The organism is Streptomyces sp. NPDC050508 (genome assembly GCF_040655155.1).
Taxonomy (GTDB): domain Bacteria; phylum Actinomycetota; class Actinomycetes; order Streptomycetales; family Streptomycetaceae; genus Streptomyces.
This window is the reverse complement of sequence record NZ_JBFAJJ010000010.1, coordinates 137,904-152,613: the sequence shown is the minus strand read 5'-3', so window position 1 is coordinate 152,613 and position 14,710 is coordinate 137,904. Positions and strand designations below refer to the sequence as shown.

Annotated in this window: 14 protein-coding genes and 1 pseudogene; 8 read left to right on the top strand and 7 right to left on the bottom strand. The window is 71.9% G+C overall.

The window, feature by feature from the left end:
• Positions 1 to 245 precede the first annotated feature (245 nt).
• The gene (locus AB0I69_RS27880) at positions 246 to 530 is read left to right on the top strand and encodes a hypothetical protein (RefSeq protein WP_363098442.1); all 285 of its coding nucleotides are present in this window, start codon (positions 246 to 248) and stop codon (positions 528 to 530) included.
• Here the strand turns inward: AB0I69_RS27880 and AB0I69_RS27875 are convergent.
• Positions 496 to 1,245: a class I SAM-dependent methyltransferase gene (locus AB0I69_RS27875; RefSeq protein ID WP_363098441.1), complete on the bottom strand. Its 750-nt coding sequence runs from the start codon at positions 1,243 to 1,245 to the stop codon at positions 496 to 498. The genes AB0I69_RS27880 and AB0I69_RS27875 overlap by 35 nt on opposite strands.
• 470 nt (positions 1,246 to 1,715) lie before the next feature.
• On the opposite strand from AB0I69_RS27875, the gene AB0I69_RS27870 reads away from it, so the two are divergent.
• From AB0I69_RS27870 to AB0I69_RS27850, 5 genes are all read left to right on the top strand, one after another.
• Positions 1,716 to 3,488 (top strand): helix-turn-helix transcriptional regulator, encoded by a 1,773-nt coding sequence (locus tag AB0I69_RS27870; protein ID WP_363098440.1) that lies wholly within the window; start codon positions 1,716 to 1,718, stop codon positions 3,486 to 3,488.
• Positions 3,489 to 4,046: 558 nt separating this feature from the next.
• Positions 4,047 to 7,094, top strand: a complete 3,048-nt coding sequence (locus AB0I69_RS27865) for a nitrate- and nitrite sensing domain-containing protein (RefSeq protein WP_363098439.1) — start codon at positions 4,047 to 4,049, stop codon at positions 7,092 to 7,094.
• Positions 7,091 to 7,528, top strand: coding sequence for a roadblock/LC7 domain-containing protein (locus AB0I69_RS27860; protein WP_363098438.1), 438 nt, complete (start codon positions 7,091 to 7,093; stop codon positions 7,526 to 7,528). The genes AB0I69_RS27865 and AB0I69_RS27860 overlap by 4 nt, the downstream gene beginning before the upstream one ends.
• Positions 7,525 to 7,899, top strand: coding sequence for a DUF742 domain-containing protein (locus tag AB0I69_RS27855; protein WP_363098437.1), 375 nt, complete (start codon positions 7,525 to 7,527; stop codon positions 7,897 to 7,899). The genes AB0I69_RS27860 and AB0I69_RS27855 overlap by 4 nt, the downstream gene beginning before the upstream one ends.
• Positions 7,880 to 8,482 carry an ATP/GTP-binding protein gene (locus AB0I69_RS27850; RefSeq protein ID WP_363098436.1) on the top strand — a complete coding sequence of 201 codons (603 nt, stop codon included), beginning with the start codon at positions 7,880 to 7,882 and terminating at the stop codon, positions 8,480 to 8,482. The genes AB0I69_RS27855 and AB0I69_RS27850 overlap by 20 nt, the downstream gene beginning before the upstream one ends.
• 24 nt (positions 8,483 to 8,506) lie before the next feature.
• On the opposite strand, the gene AB0I69_RS27845 is transcribed toward AB0I69_RS27850, so the two are convergent.
• The 6 genes and pseudogenes from AB0I69_RS27845 to AB0I69_RS27820 all read right to left on the bottom strand — a co-directional run bounded on the left by AB0I69_RS27845 (position 8,507) and on the right by AB0I69_RS27820 (position 13,149).
• Complete coding sequence (locus AB0I69_RS27845) at positions 8,507 to 9,217, bottom strand: DUF4232 domain-containing protein (RefSeq protein WP_363098435.1); 711 nt, start codon at positions 9,215 to 9,217, stop codon at positions 8,507 to 8,509.
• A gap of 194 nt (positions 9,218 to 9,411) precedes the next feature.
• Positions 9,412 to 9,651, bottom strand: a pseudogene (locus AB0I69_RS27840) (hypothetical protein); the annotation flags it as partial.
• A gap of 52 nt (positions 9,652 to 9,703) precedes the next feature.
• Positions 9,704 to 10,621 carry an NAD(P)-dependent oxidoreductase gene (locus AB0I69_RS27835; RefSeq protein WP_363098434.1) on the bottom strand — a complete coding sequence of 306 codons (918 nt, stop codon included), beginning with the start codon at positions 10,619 to 10,621 and terminating at the stop codon, positions 9,704 to 9,706.
• A gap of 92 nt (positions 10,622 to 10,713) precedes the next feature.
• Complete coding sequence (locus AB0I69_RS27830) at positions 10,714 to 12,072, bottom strand: hypothetical protein (protein ID WP_363098627.1); 1,359 nt, start codon at positions 12,070 to 12,072, stop codon at positions 10,714 to 10,716.
• 79 nt (positions 12,073 to 12,151) lie between these two features.
• On the bottom strand, positions 12,152 to 12,544 hold the full coding sequence (locus AB0I69_RS27825) for a MazG-like family protein (protein WP_363098433.1): 393 nt from the start codon (positions 12,542 to 12,544) through the stop codon (positions 12,152 to 12,154).
• A gap of 59 nt (positions 12,545 to 12,603) precedes the next feature.
• Entirely contained in the window at positions 12,604 to 13,149 is a 546-nt protein-coding gene (locus AB0I69_RS27820) for a DoxX family membrane protein (protein WP_363098432.1), read from the bottom strand.
• 122 nt (positions 13,150 to 13,271) lie between these two features.
• Between AB0I69_RS27820 and AB0I69_RS27815 the strand changes: the two genes are divergently transcribed.
• Complete coding sequence (locus AB0I69_RS27815; protein ID WP_363098431.1) at positions 13,272 to 13,598, top strand: nuclear transport factor 2 family protein; 327 nt, start codon at positions 13,272 to 13,274, stop codon at positions 13,596 to 13,598.
• Between the two features lie 73 nt (positions 13,599 to 13,671).
• Positions 13,672 to 14,661, top strand: a complete 990-nt coding sequence (locus AB0I69_RS27810) for an aldo/keto reductase (RefSeq protein ID WP_363098430.1) — start codon at positions 13,672 to 13,674, stop codon at positions 14,659 to 14,661.
• Positions 14,662 to 14,710 lie beyond the last annotated feature (49 nt).

Sequence of the window (14,710 nt, the reverse complement as noted above, 5' to 3'; positions counted from 1 at the left end):
AATCAGGGGTGCGCGGGTGCGTGCAGGCAGCAGGAAGGTGCGGTGCTCGTTGGTCGAGTGATGTCCAAATCGGCACTGGCTAAAAGGCGACCCGCCGACGCAAGCTCACCTCCCGGCCGGAGAAGTGGAGCTGATCGGCGTACGCGGGAGAGTCGGTTCCGCGCGTCATCCAGCGCCAACCTCAACGGCCACGGCTTCTTCCCCGACATGGCCTCCGCCGCCGAGTGGGGCAGGGGGCGCTCCGCATGTTCCTCGACAGCGGCCGCATTCCGGTGGTGTCGAGCATCGCCTACGGCAAGGACGGCGGCGTCCACCACCTCGCGGCGGGACCGGCGGGCACCGCTCTGGCCTCGGCGCTCGACGGCACCCTGGTGCTCCCGGCCGGAGTCGGAGAGGCGGGCCCGGTGCCCGCGGCCTTCGTCGACATGGCCGTGCCGCACGCAGGGTTGCGGCACCTCCAACACCTCGGCCGACGACGGGAGTTGTCCGGCAGTCCTACGGCAGGGTCGCGCGGCGCAGGAGCAGGGTGACGAAGCCGAGCGTGCCCCGGTAGCCGTGCAGCCAGGCGTCGCGGTGGCCGGACGCGGCGTCGAGGGCCTCGCCGTGGTCGGGGTGGTCCGGGTTGTCGAGGGCCCAGCGGGAGAGCGATCCCGTCCAGGACCACTCGTAGTCGTCCCACTCCTGGAGGGTGCTGACGTGCCCGTGGAGCGGGACCCAGCCGGCGGCCACGACACGGTCGACGGTCGTCGCGAGGTCGTCGTAGTCGTCGACGGCGAAACCGGCGTCAAGGGTTTCGGGGCCGGGTGCGCGTTCCCAGAAGCAGTCGCCGAGGAGAACGGTTCCGCCCGGGGCGAGATGGCTGCCGGCGGCCGTCAAGGTGGGGAGGAGGCCGCCGAAGGCGTGGGCGGCACCGATGCTGAGAACCAGGTCGTAGCGGTGCGGGGAACTGAACTCCCCGGCGTCCTGGGCATGGAAGGCGATCCGGTCACCGAACCCCGCCTCGTCGGCGGCGCGTTCGGCGGCGGCGATGGCTTCGGAGTCGCTGTCGACGCCGTCGGCACGGAGGCCCGGACGAGCGGCGTGTGCGCGCATCAGCCAGGTGCCCGATCCGCACCCGAGGTCGAGCAGCCGGGCGTCGCCGCTCGGCAGTGCCCGGTCGAGGAGTGCGCGTACGGAGTCGTCGCTCAGCGGGGCGGCCACGGGGTGGTCGGTGTGGGCGATGGCGCTGATCTGTCGGCGGTGCATGACGGCATCCTGCCTCCCGTCAGCCCAAGGCACCCGCGGCACCCCGCACTTGGCCGCTCCCAAGGCGCCCGAAGCGCCCCGCCCCTGGCCGCTGCGGCGGGCGGTGTCGGCGATCGGGTTCCGCCGCCGCGCAGGATCGCGGGCCCGGGATCGCGGGTCCGGAGCGCCCCCCGCGCGCCCCGGACCGTAGACCCCCCCATCCCCCCGTCGTCGTTCAGCTCTTCGGCGCCCCTGTGGAGCGCGTGCCGGGTGTGCTGCTGTCGAGTGCCTCCGGCATATCGACAAGCTGCGGTGCCTCGGGTTCGCCCGAAGGCGTGACCAGTGCTCCTGTTCCGCCCTTGGGCACGCCCCTGTGCCCGGTAGGCTCCGGCACAGACAGCTTCGTCGGTAGTCGTCGCGGTCTGGAGGGGTCGGGTGTTGCCAGCGGGTATTTGGCAACACCGGTCGGGTGGTGCGTTGTTGTTGGGGGTATGGCCATCGAGCACGACGGATTCGGCGCGGAGTTACGGCGGCGCCGCATCGCGGCCGGTATGTCGCTGAGTGAACTGGCCGGCAAGGTCTACTGCAGCCGTAGCTTCCTGAGCCGGGTCGAGAACGGACGACGCAGGGCCTCCCTGGAGTTGGCCCAGCTGTGCGACGAAGTCCTGGGCGCCAAGGGCGCGTTGGCCGGACTGGCGCCGCTGCCCGGCTCCGAAGCCGTACCGAAGGCCGTCCGGGACGGGGCGAGCGGGCGGGCGCCCGGAGCGGTCAAGTCGCCGGAGGGGCACGGGAGTTCACCTCCCGGGCAGGACCGTGCCGAGTTCCGGCGGCTGCTCAGGCGCGGTGACCTCAGCCATGCCGCGGGCGAGATGCGGGAGGCCGAACGGCACTACACCGCCGCCTACCGCGGTGCCGCGGGGGATCCGCGGGCGCAGGCCGAGGCCGTGATCCGCATGGCGCGCCGCTGGTCCGATCCCGGGCAGGTCGACCGCGAGCTGCTGCAGTCGATCAGGGGATGCCTGGCCGCGCTGGAGGGCGACGGCGGCACCGAGGCCGCGGGCCTGCGGCTGCGTCTCGAAGCCCACTTGGCGAAGAAGATGGCCCTGGCGGTCAGCCAGGACACCGCGGCGGGACTGGCGGGACCCGCCGAGGGCGCGAGACTCGCCGAGGACACGCTGCGCCGATTACCCGTGGACGGCGACGACGAGGTGCGCTGCGAAGTCCTCACCGAATGCCGCTGGGCACGCTACGACTTCATGACCGCCCCCGAGTCACTGACGCTCTCCGAGCAACTGCGCGAGGCCGCGGCCCGGCAGGACTCGACGTACTTCCGCGGCGAGGCACTCATGGCCGTCGCCATCGACCAACTCCGCAACGGCAGGATCTTCAGCGCCCTCGCCACCGCGAACCAGTACCGCAAGCACGCCGCCGACACCCACAGCGCCCTCGCCCGCTGGCAGCGGCACACCCTCGACGCCCTGCTCGACCTGTGGCACGGCCGGTTCGACGCCGCCGCGCAGTGGATCTTCGTCGACTCGCTGAAGTTCATCGAACTGCTCCGCGCCGACTACGCCGTACCCGCGGACAACCTGACCCAGACCCGTCTCGGCCAGGCCTACTGGCTGCTGAGGCAACAGGGCCGGCTGGCCGAGCTGTTCACCTCCGACCTGGCCGGCGATGTCGAGCGGCACGCCTACTTCCCGATCTGGCGGGCCGGTCTGGCCCTCGCCCTGTGCGAGACCGGGCAGCACGCCGAGGGGGCGGACCTGTTCCTCGGCTGCGTCGCCGACGTGGACCGGTTCCCGCCGTCGGGCTGGGCGGTACCCGCGCTCGTCCTGCTGGCGGAGGTCTGCGCGGCGCTGGACCTCCAGGGCGGATTCGAGACCGAGTTGGCCCAGGTGCTGCCCGTGCTCCGGGCCCGGCTGGCGCCGCACGACGGCGAGCAGGTCGCTCTCGGCGGCTGGCCCACCGTCCTGGTCGGCCCGACCGCCCGGGCCTGCGGTGTGCTGGCGCTGGCCGCGGGGGAGCCGGAGACCGCCCTCGAACACTTCCGGCAGGCGGCGGTCCCGGCCCGCTCCTCCCAGCCGGAACTCGCCCGCCTCCGCCTGGCCCAGGCCCGCGCAGTGCGTCGCGCGGGGGGCCCGGGGAGCGAGCCGCACGCGGTCCGCCTGCTGCGGGAGGCGTCGCGCGGGGCGGAGACGTACGGCATGACATGGCTCGGGGCACAGAGCCAGGCCTTGCTGGAGGCGCCGGGGCGGGGCTGAGCGGGGGCCGTTCCGTGGGGCGCCCGCACAACGACCACGGCAGCCCGTGGAGTTGGTGTACGTGGATGGTGTTCATGCTGTGAACTAGGTCACACGCACCTCCGGGCCGGACCTCCCGCCCCATCGCCCTCGCGCGGCCCCCGGCGTCCCCCGAACCACCCTCTGCCCCTCGCCTCACCGTGCGTAGTCAGCCAAAACGTCTTCGTGGCCGGGAGGTCGAGGGTGAGGGCCGACGGATTGTCTACGCGCATAGTGTACTGAGTGGCCTAAACCTCTGCGCCTGGCGTGTTCGTGACGTCCCTTGACCCGGGTCGGATGGCTCGGTTTCATAACTGACCAACTGCGCGGGGGGCTCGGGCGCCCGTCGGGAATCCGCAGGGTGTCCTTGGCGTTCCTGGCGTGCTGCGCCGTCAACTCCCCAGTGTGTGCAGGCGTGTTGACGTGTCTGCCGGCCCGTTTCGATACGTCGCGCGCCACCCCGGAAAGGAAAACGCCGGTGTCGCAGTTCTTCACCGCAGCTCCTCTTCTCTGCCGTGCCGTCGGGTGCCGGTGGGCGAGGTGAGCCGACATCGGGGTACGTCCGCGCCGGAGGAAGCGGGAGCAAGGGCCGGGCGGGGGCGCAGTATCCGTGCCTCGCTCATCACGCTCGCGGTGGTGCCGGCGACGGCGATGGTCCTGCTGTGGGTCAGTGGTTCGTACGCGCTCTTCGACCAGTGGCGCAAGTCCAACGACGTCGGGCAGGCGGCGAAGACCACGTACGCCCTGCAACCGGCCGTCGGCGAGTTCCAGAAGGAACGGCAGCTGACGGTCAGCCTGTTGGCCTCGCACGGCAGCCCCGCCGCCCTGCAGGCGCAGCGGCGTCGGACGGACGCCGCACTCGCCGGGTTCCGCAAGGCGGACGCCGCCTCCGCCGGGGCCGGAACGGCCCAGTACCAGGCCCAGTTGGCGACCGTACGGAAACGGCTCACCGGGCTGACCACCGAACGGACCGCGGTCGACGACGGGAAGGCCACCCGGCAGCAGGCCTACACCGCCTACTCCGACGCCGTGTCCTCGGCGCTGAACCTCTTCGGGATGCTCAGCACCGACAGCGGCGACGCGGCCACCGCGGCCGACGCCGGCCACGCCCTGGCGTTCCTGCGCGGGGCGGAAGCCCTGTCGCAGGAGGAGGCGATCCTCAACGGAACCGCCGCGTCAAGGAAGTTGAGCGTCCAGGAGCGGTCGGCGCTGGCGGCAGCCCAGGCCGTCCGGGTCTCCGTGCTGTCCAACGAGGTGCAGCCCTACCTGCCCTCGGCGCTGGCCGCCGAGCTGGGCAAGACGATGGACGGCCGGGACTGGGCCGCCATGACGGACTTCGAGAAGACCGTCGCCGCGGCGTCCGCCGGACACGACGGCACGATCTCCGTGGCCTCCGTCCCGGCCGCCCGCGCCGCCGCCCCAGGGCGCGTGTCCGGCGCGGTACAGGCCGTGGAGGGCCAGTTCCTGGGCAAGGTCACCCAGGACTCCGCGGACCGGACCCACCAGGTGCTCGTCAAGGCCATGCTCGGCAGCGCCCTCGCACTGGTGGCCGTCCTCGCCGTGGCCATCCTGTCCTGGCGCATCACCCGGTCCCTCATCGGCCGGATGTCCGGCCTGCGCGCGGCGACGCTCGAACTGGCCGAGGAACGGCTGCCCGAACTGATCACCCGGCTGCGCACCCAGGGCAAACGGGCCGAACTCGACGACCTGCCCGAACTCGACTACGGCACCGACGAGTTGGGCAAGGTCGCGGACGCCTTCAACAGCGCCCAGCGGACCGCCGTGAGCGTCGCGCTGGAGCAGGCCTCGCTGCGCGAGGGCGCGCGGCTGGTGTTCCACAACATGTCCCGCCGTATCCAGCTCCTGGTGCACCGTCAGCTCACGGTGATCGACTCCATGGAACGCAAGGAGCAGGATCCCCAACTCCTCGCCGATCTTTACCGGGTCGACCACCTCGCCACCCGGATGCGGCGCAACGCGGAGAGCCTCACCGTGCTGTCCGGCGCGGCCCCGCGGCGCCGCTGGAAGCAGCCGGTGCTGCTCGCGGACCTGCTGCGCAGCGCGGTGTCCGAGATCGAGGGCTACACCCGGGTCGTCGTCGAACCCCTGCCGCCGATCGCGGTGTTGGGACCGGCGGTCGGCGACGCCATCCACCTCATGGCCGAACTCATCGAGAACGGCGTGACGTTCTCCCCGCCGCACACCGAAGTGCGCGTCCGGGCACTGCCGGTGGCGCAGGGATACGCCGTCGAGGTGGAGGACCGGGGACTGGGCCTGACGTCGGACGAGTACACGGCCGCGAACGAACTCCTGCACCACCCCAAGGACTTCAGCTTCACCACACTCGGCGAGGACCCGCGCCTGGGCCTCTTCACCGTCGGCCACCTCGCACAACGCCACGGCATCACGGCGAGCCTGCAGGCCTCGTCGTACGGCGGGTCACTGGCCGTCGTCGTACTGCCGCACGCCCTCACGGAATCAGCGGTGGATGCCGTGCCGCCGACGCTGGACGCGCGGGCGGAACGGCATCTGGCTTCGGTTGCGGGGTTGGCGACGGGGTCGATGACGGGGATGGAAACCGGCTCGGGGTCGGGGACGGGGACACATTCAGGGCCGGGGCTGGTGACTGGCCCGGGCTCGGTAACCGGTCTGGCGACGGGTTCGGGGCAGGGTTCAGGGACCCGGTCGGGCAGTAGTGGCTCGGGCGTGGGCTCGGCCGCCGGGGCGACCACCGGGCCGGTCGCCGGTTCGGGACGCGGCGGGGTGACGGCCGGTGGTATGCCGATGCGTGTCCGCACTCGCCCCACACCGCACGCCCAGTCGCCTTCCGGCTCAGCGGCACGGCAGGCAGCCGACTCCGCCGCCGCGTCGCCGCGCGCGGCCGGGCCTTCGGCGGGTCCCGGCGACACGACACCCTTCGCGGACTCCCACGAGGGCGGGGCCTCGGCGGACTTCCGCGAGGCCGGACCGTCTGCGGACTTCCGTGCGGCTGGTCCCGCCCCGGGTTCTCGTGCGGCCGAGTCCTTCTCGGACGCCCGCCCGGCCGAGTCCTCGGCGGACTTCCGTGCGGTCGGCTCCTCTGGCGACCCCCGTGCAGGGGGCCCCTTCGCAGGCACCCGCGGGGCCGGATCCTCCGCCAGCCCTCGTGGGGCCGTGCCTTTCCCGCATGCCCGAACCTCCGGTACGTCCGGATCCCCCTCGGACGGCCACCCGGCTGCCGCTTCTCCCGCAACGCCCCGCGTCGGCGGCTCCGGTTCCGGCCGGCTCCCGCGGCGCGTGCGGCAGGCGCATCTCGCGCCGCAGTTGCGGACACGGCCCGAGGACGCGGACGGCGATCGCACTTCGGGGCGGGAGGCCGAGCGGCGGCCGGAGCAGGCCCGTTCGATGCTGGCCGCGTTGCGGGACGGTACGCGTCGGGCCCGCGCGGAGGAAGAGGTGCCCGCGCCCGCCTGGCCCTCGTCGCTGCGTGGAGACGCCCCCCGGCCGCGGCAACCGCGAGAAGAAGCCCCCGCCCCCTCCTGGCCCACAGCCCCGCCCGAGCGGCGTCAGCTGCCCACCCGTCCCCGTCCGACAAGGAACAACCCATGACTGCGCCCAACACCACGCACGGCGGACTGGCCTGGCTGCTGGACAACCTGATCGAGCGGATCCCCGAGACCCTGCACGCCATCGTCCTGTCGGAGGACGGACTGCTCGTCGGCTCCTCCGAACGGCTCGCGCAGGACGACGCCGAGCAACTCGCCGCCATTTCCTCGGGTGTTCACTCGCTGGCGCTGGGCACCAGCCGGCACTTCGGCGGCGGGCGCGTGCAGCAGACCGTCATCGAGATGGACGATCTCTTCCTCTTCGTCACCACCGCCGGCGGCGGCGCCCGGCTCGCCGTACTCGCCACCTCGCAGGTGGACGTGGGCAACGTCGGCTACGAGATGACCATGGTCGTACGACAGGTGGGGCAGTTCCTCAGCGCGGCCCCGCGGTTCCCGGAGTACAGCGGCGTGCCCTTCGCGGGTGAGCATGAATGAGACATTGGTCCGAGGAAGATCCCTGGGCGGACGAAGATCCCGCGCTGCTCGTCCGCCCGTACACGGTGACCGGCGGCCGGACCCCGACCGCCCACTCCGGCATCGAACTGATCACCCTGATCAGCACCGTCCGGCCACCGACCCGCGACCAGCGGCTGCAGCCCGAACAGAACCGGCTGCTCGCGCTGTGCCGTACTCCGACCGCGCTGGTGGAGGTTGCCGCCCGGCTCGATCAACCCGTCGCGGTCATACGGGTGTTGCTCGATGACCTCCTGGACAACGAACTCGTCTCCGTCTCCCCGCCCGCCGCGGCCGGTACCCCCGACGCCCGTTTCCTCCAGGCAGTGATCGATGGCATACGCAGAATCTGACCGCCGTGCCACCACGGTGGCGCCCAACGCCGCGACGGCCAAGATCCTCGTCGCGGGCGGCTTCGGCGTCGGCAAGACCACCCTCGTCGGCGCGATCAGCGAGACCACGCCCCTGCGTACCGAGGAACTCATCACCGAGGCCAGCGTCGGCATCGACAACCTGGCCGGGGTGGAGCAGAAGACCACGACGACGGTCGCCATGGACTTCGGCCGGATCACGCTCAGTTCGGCCCTCGTGGTCTACCTCTTCGGAGCTCCGGGGCAGGACCGCTTCTGGTTCATGTGGGACGACCTGTCCCGCGGCGCGCTCGGCGCGGTCGTCCTCGCCGACACCCGGCGACTGGAGAACTGCTTCCCCTCCGTCGACTTCTTCGAGCACCGCGGCATCCCCTTCGCCGTGGGCGTCAACTGCTTCAACGGCCGCTGCGAGGAGGACCCCGAGGAGATCCGCGCCGCCCTCGACCTCGCCCCCGACATACCGCTCGTGCTGTGCGACGCCCGCGACAAGGAGTCGGTGAAGACGGTGCTGCTCGCCCTGCTCGAACACGTCATGCGGGGGCTGGCGGCGGAGGCGTCGGCATAGCCGTACGATCGGCCAGCCCTACGGTCAGGAAGGCTTCGCCGCCGATACGGCCGTCGCGGTCAGCGTGCCGTCACACTCCGCGAACTGCCCGTCGTCCAGGGCGACTTGGTGTGCCCCGGCGCCCGGCAGACCGATCACCATCGTCGGGTAGATCACCGGCGCCGAACCGGACTTGCAGTAACCGTCCCCTTCGCCCTGCACCTGGACGAAGGTCAGCTTCAGCCAGGCGTTGCCGCCGGGGGCGAGCTTCACGGGGGAGGCGGAGCCGACGGGGGTGACCTGGAGGGGGACGTTGAGCTCCGGGGAACCGTTCGCCGCACCGGCGACGGTGGGGTGGCCCTGGAGGGTGCAGGGCTTGGTCGAGGTGTTGGTGAACCGGACGATCGCCGCTCCGGTTCCGGTACCGGAAGGGCGATCGGCGGCCTGATAGGCGGTGGCCTTCAGGGCCGTCGCCGCGCAGGTCTTCACCGCGGTTCCGGTCGATCCGGTCGATCCGGTCGATCCGGTCGAGCCGGTGGAGCCGGTGGAGCCGGTCGAGCCGGTGGAGCCGGTCGATCCTGTGGACCCGGACGTTCCCGTGGACCCGGAGGAGATGGGGGAGGCGGTCGCGGTCGGCGCGTCGGAGGACCCGTCGGACCCGCTCTCCGAGTCGCCCGGCTGGCACGCCGTCATCACCATCGCCGCCGACAGCGCGGCCACCGCCACCATGACCCTGCGGATGCTGTTCTTCTGCATGACGTCCCCCGAGTTCCGTTCGTGCGACCGGACATGCCGGCATTTCGACGGGGGAGACAGGTCAGGCCGTACGCGCGGTTTCTCCTGTGTGTCCGCTGTGTCCGTACGGTGACGGGATCAAGGCCGGATCAGGACGCTCAGAGCCGGTTCATGACGTCGTGGGCCTTGAGGTTCCACGGGGTCGTCTCGTCCTACTCCCGCGGCCGGGTGAAGGCCATGCGCTCCGCCTCCGCCGCGACCTCGACGAACCGCTCCAGCAGAGCGAGCCGTTCCGCGCGACGGGACTCGGCCAACTCCGTTCGCTGCCGCTGCTGTTGGGCCCGTTCGGCCGACCGCTGGGTGGTGAACTGGACGAGGAAGGACAGCACGCCCCCGAGAGCCACGCCGCCGAACGAAGTGAGGGACACCCAGACCTGACCGGACACGGCGGCCATCGTGCCATGCCCGGGACCGCCAACGCCCGTCCCTCACCCGCTCGTTGGACCGTCAGTCGGTCGGCTTCACCTCGGTGTCCGCCCCGGCCCCCTCGTCGAAGCTCGCGAAATACGCCGCCGCCATGTCCTCGTCCCCGTGCCCCTGCGCCGCCGCCCGGGCGAACCGTTCCGCGCCCGCCGCCGCCACGTCGAGCCGGACGCCGTGGGCCGCGCCGGCCTGCACGATCAGGCGGGCGTCCTTCTCCGCCGTCGTGACCGCGAAACTCGCCGGAGTCAGCTGGTCGTTGAGGATGGCGGCGGACTTGGCGTGCAGGTAGCCCATGTCGAGGGGGCCGCCGGCGATGAGGTCGAGGAAGCTCTGTGGGTTCACGTCCAGCGCCTTGGACAATGCCAGTGCCTCGCCCGCCGCGTTCGTCACGGCCAGTACCCAGCTGTTGGCCACCAGCTTCAGGCGGGTCGCGGTGGCCGCCGCGCCGTCCTCGCCGACCCACATCGTGCGGGCGCCGACCGCGTCGAAGACCGGGGTCACCGTCTTACGGCCGCTCTCCGGGCCCGCTGCCAGGACCGTGAGTTGACCGGCTTCGGCGGGCTGGCGGGTGCCGAGGACGGGGGCGTCGTAGAAGACCAGGTCGTGCCGGTTCGCGAACTCGGCCAGTTCGCCCAGCGATTCGAGGCCCGAGGTCGTCGACTGGACCCACGCTGCGCCGGGCCGCAGGACGGGCGCGGCCTCGCGCATCACATCGAGTACGGCGTCACCGTCGTAGAGCATCGTGAGGATCACGTCCGCGTCGCGTACGGCCTCCGCCGCCGTGTCGGTGACGTGCGCGCCGTCGGCGGAGAGGGGGTCGGCCTTGGCGCGGGTGCGGTTCCAGGCGTGGACGGTGTGGCCGGCGCGGGCGAGGTTGCGGGCCATCGCGGCGCCCATGATGCCGGTGCCCAGGACGCCTACGGTGAGTTTCTCGGTGGTCATGACTCGGCTTTCGTCCTCGACGGTGTTGTCGGGAACCAGGGTGCCAGGGTGACGCGCGCCCGGCCTCCCGGCAGGGCGCGCGTCAGCCGTCGTCAGCCGGTGACCGTGAACCAGGTCGACCGCGACTTCTGCCACTCCGGGTACGACAGGTCCTTCGCCTCGGTGCCGTCGCCGTACAGGTCGGCCGAGCCGTCGTCCGTGATCAGCTGGGCGCGGGCGCCCGAGGCCGTCAGGTCCGGTACGTCGACGACTGCCTCCCAGGCGCCCGGGTCGGTGGTCGGCAGGTCGCGCAGCTTGACCGGGCTGTCGGCCGCGTTGCCGGTCCAGGAGTAGAGGGCGTACGGGTCGGAGTTGTCGTCGGCGGCCCAGGAACCGGCGACGATCAGGTACTGGTTCGCCGCGTTCTTGCGGATGTCGCGCACCGACAGACCGCCGAGGTCCAGCTCGATCGGCGTGCCGAAGGTGGCGGCGGTGCCGTTCGCGACGACCTTGTCGATGTTGGTCACCGGCACCAGCAGCGCCTTGCCGCCCGCCACCGCCGGGGCGAGCGGCGCGCGGAAACCGACGTACGCCGTGCTCGTCGAGCCGGGCGCGAACTCCAGCCCCTCCACGTTGAACCCGTCGATCTCCTTGGGCACTTGACCGTCCGCGGTACCCGCCGCGAAGCCGTACCGGTTCCCGTTCGCCTCGTCCCACGCCACCAGGTCGTCGCGCAGCTTGCCGTACGAACTGCCGTAGGAGAGCGTCGTGTTCACGCCAGTGCCGGTCACCTTGGTGGTGAAGACCGTGTTGCGGGCCGCCTTGTACTCGCCGTCCTTGTTGTTGCCGAGCGAGCCGGTCCAGTAGATCGTGTCGCCGACGCGCGCCCCGCCCTCGATGTCGATCTCCTTGTCGACGCCGATGTCGTCGCTGAAGTCCCAGGTCTTCACCGGCGCGCCGGAGGTCGAACGGTCGTACAGGCGAAGGACGTTGGACTCGTCATCGGCTACGACGACGTAGCCCCCGCCCACGTCGACCGCGGCGGAGGCGTCGCTGGAGCCGGTGAAGTAGCGCGTGTCGGTGGGCTGTTGGACGGAGGTCGAGGCCGCGTAGTGCAGGGTCTTCGTGGCCGTCTTGCCGCCCAGGCCCGTGACCTTCACCGTCAGGTCGGTGTAGCCCTGCGCGGCTGCCGCGACGGCGAGTTGGCGGGTGGCGCCGGTGCCGGTGACGGTCACCGCGCTCGTCGGCGCCACGGACGTCTTGCTGCTCTTGCTCGCGGCAACGGTCAACGCGCCCACGTCCGCGCCGCTCTGGGCGATCGTCACCTGCACGGTCGGGTCACCGACTCCGCCCACCGCGCCCGAAAGGTAGGTGGCCGACAGGGAGATGGTCGGTGTGCCGTAACTCGCCGCGTGCGCCTGGCCGTTGAGGCCGAGGCCCAGGGCCGCGAGGGCGAGGCAGGTGCCCGCCACGGCGACCGTCTGGCGTGACCTGGGGAAAACGTAGTCCTGCACTGGGACCCCTTCGTCGGCTCGGTGTCGACGAGAAGGGTCAGCGGATCTCACCAACTCCGCGCGGCGCGGGCAGGTCTTCGGGGTGAACAACGGCGGACGGGCCGAGGGAGCGTTCCATGACCCGGGCCAGGTGGCGGGTGAAGACCTCCTGCGTGTCGGGGGTCAGCGTGCGCAGCGCCACCAGCGCGGTGATCACGACGTCGCACAACTCGCCCTGTACGTCGTCCCAGGTGTGGGTGACGCCCTTGCGCGGGTTCTGGCCGGTCGCCCCGATCACCGCCTCGGCGACCTCACCGACCTCCTCGGACAGCTTCAGCATGCGCAGGAGCATGCCTTCACGGCCGCCGAGGGGCTGGTCGGTTTCCAGCCAGGCCCACAGGTCGTCGATGCCGGCCCAGAGGTCGGCGGGCCGGTCCTTCTGATCACTCATGGACCCAGCCTGCCATCACGGGCCGGCTCGTTGCCCGACTCCTCGCCCTGCTCGACGCCCTACTCGTCGAACAACGTCTCCTGCCCGAACTCCGCCGCCTCCCGCACCCGCCTGTTCCGCAGGCCGATCACCACGGCCGTCGCCGCCCCCGTCACCGCGAGCGCCGCCGGGACCATCCAGCCCCGGTTCACCGCGTGGCCGAGCGCGTGGTCCAGGGAGAGGCGGCCCGGGCCCGTGACCGCGAGGCCGGCGGCGGTCAGGGCGAGGGAGGCCGCGTACTCGTAGCCGCCGCCCGCCGCGAAGAAGCCGTTGGGCGCGTGTACGGCGGTGGCTCCCGCCATCGCGCCGGCCGCCGCCGCGCCCGCCGCCGGGGTCGCCAGGCCCAGCGCGAGGAGCGCGCCGCCGCCCGCCTCCGCGAGGCCCGCCATCGTGGCGCTCTGCTTGCCGGGGGAGTAGCCCATCGCCTCCATGGCCGCGGCGGTGCCCTCGATCCCGCCCCCGCCGAACCAGCCGAACAGCTTCTGCGAGCCGTGCGCGGCCAGCACTCCGCCGGTACCCAGGCGGAGCAGCAGCAGGCCCAGATCTTGTCGGTCGTAGCAGGTCACGGTGACTCCCTGAACAGGCGGCGGGAACGGTCCTCCCACCGTCGCACCCCCGGCCTGGGGCGGGCCTGCGCAGGCCGCCGTTCGGGTGGCGGGGGCCCGGGAACGATGTGAGTCTGACCGGCATGACGATTCAGCCAGCCAAACTCAGCGATCCGGCCGTCCGGGCGTTCGTCAGCGCCGTCAACGCCCATGACCGCGACGCCTTCCTGGCGCTGCTCGCGCCGGGCGCGACGATGGCGGACGACGGCTCCGACCGTGACCTCGCCGAGTGGATCGACCGGGAGATCTTCTCCTCCCACGGCCACATGCAGGTCGACCGGGAGTCCGACGGCGGCCGTGCCCTCGTCGCCCGCTACTCCAACGACGCGTGGGGCGAGATGCGTACCCGGTGGAGTTTCACGGTCGGCGACGACGGCAGGATCGCCCGCTTCGAGACCGGGCAGGCGTAGAGGTACCGGGCAGGCCCGACCGACGTAAAAACCCTTGCCTTCGTGTGCACTCCAACTCCTAGCGTTCGCAGGCATGGAGACGAACATCAGGACTCTCGGACGCAGCGGCATCGACGTGAGCGCTCTCGGCTTCGGCTGCTGGGCGATCGGCGGTGAGTGGCAGGACGCGAGCGGGCAGCCGCTCGGCTGGGGCAAGGTCGACGACGAGGAGTCCGTACGGGCCGTTCGGCGCGCCCTCGATCTCGGCGTCACGTTCTTCGACACCGCCGACACCTATGGCGCGGGGCACAGCGAACGCGTCCTCGGCCGCGCGCTGGGCAAGCGCCGGGACGACGTGGTCCTCGCCACCAAGTGGGGCAACGTCTTCGATGAGGACACCCGCACCCTCACCGGCGCCGACGACTCCCCGGAGTACGCCCGCAGGGCGCTCACCGCGTCGCTGAAGCGCTTGGACACCGACCACGTCGACCTGTACCAACTGCACCTGTCCGACGCCGACTTGGAGCGGGCCGCCCAACTCCGGGAGCAGTGCGAGGAGTTCGTGCGGGAGGGGCTGATCCGCGCCTACGCCTGGAGCACCGACGACCCCGCTCGCGCCGCCGTGTTCGCCGAGGGGGAGCACTGCGCGGCCGTGCAGCACGCGGCGAACGTGTTCCAGGACGCGCCGGAAATGTTCGCCCTGTGCGAGGAGTTGGGCCTGGCCAGTATCAACCGCAGCCCGCTCGCGATGGGCCTGCTCACCGGAAAGCAGGCCGTGGGGCGGGCGTTGGAGGCCGGGGACATCCGCAACACGCCCCCGGCCTGGATGCAGGGCTTCAAGCAGGGCGCCGGCGCGGACGAGGACTGGGTCGCCCGCGTCGACGCCCTGCGCGAGATCCTCACGTCCGACGGCCGCACCCCCGCCCAGGGCGCCCTCGCCTGGCTGTGGGCCCGCAGCCCCCGCACCATCCCGATCCCGGGCTTCCGCTCGGTCACACAGGCCGAGCAGAACGCGGGCGCGATGGCGAAGGGGCCGCTTACGGCGGGGCAGTTGGCGGAGGTCGACGAGGTGCTCGGGAGGTGAGCGGCCCGACGGGGGGTACCTAGCCGAAAAAGTGTGACACTTTCCGCAA